Here is a 242-nt window from a genome sequence, read left to right as displayed (position 1 = left end):
GCGTGAAGCTGCCGATCGGCGTGGCGCTGATCGACTCGTTCGGGTGGGTGCTGAGGCCGTCCGAGCCCAGCCAGGCCGGGACGGACCCGCCGTAGCGGTGCCAGCCGCCGGCGTCGCGCTGCCAGGCCTGCAGGGTGCCGGTCGTGCTGCTCGTGGACGACGCGACCACGGTGATCAGCTGCGTCGCGTCACCGGTCGAGAACGACAGTGGCAGCTGGGTGGGGGCGTTCGAGGTCTGCGCC

General features: G+C 72.7%; 1 protein-coding gene. It reads right to left on the bottom strand.

The window, feature by feature from the left end:
- On the bottom strand, nucleotides 1-242 hold a 242-nt coding region (locus ACKRDP_RS10040), incomplete at both ends, for a hypothetical protein (protein ID WP_489685592.1).

It is taken from the genome of Pampinifervens navoyensis, assembly GCF_046159715.1.
In the GTDB taxonomy this organism is placed as follows: domain Bacteria; phylum Aquificota; class Aquificia; order Aquificales; family Aquificaceae; genus Pampinifervens.
The sequence above is the reverse complement of the archived record's forward strand: the minus strand, read 5'-3'. Positions and strand labels throughout refer to the sequence as shown.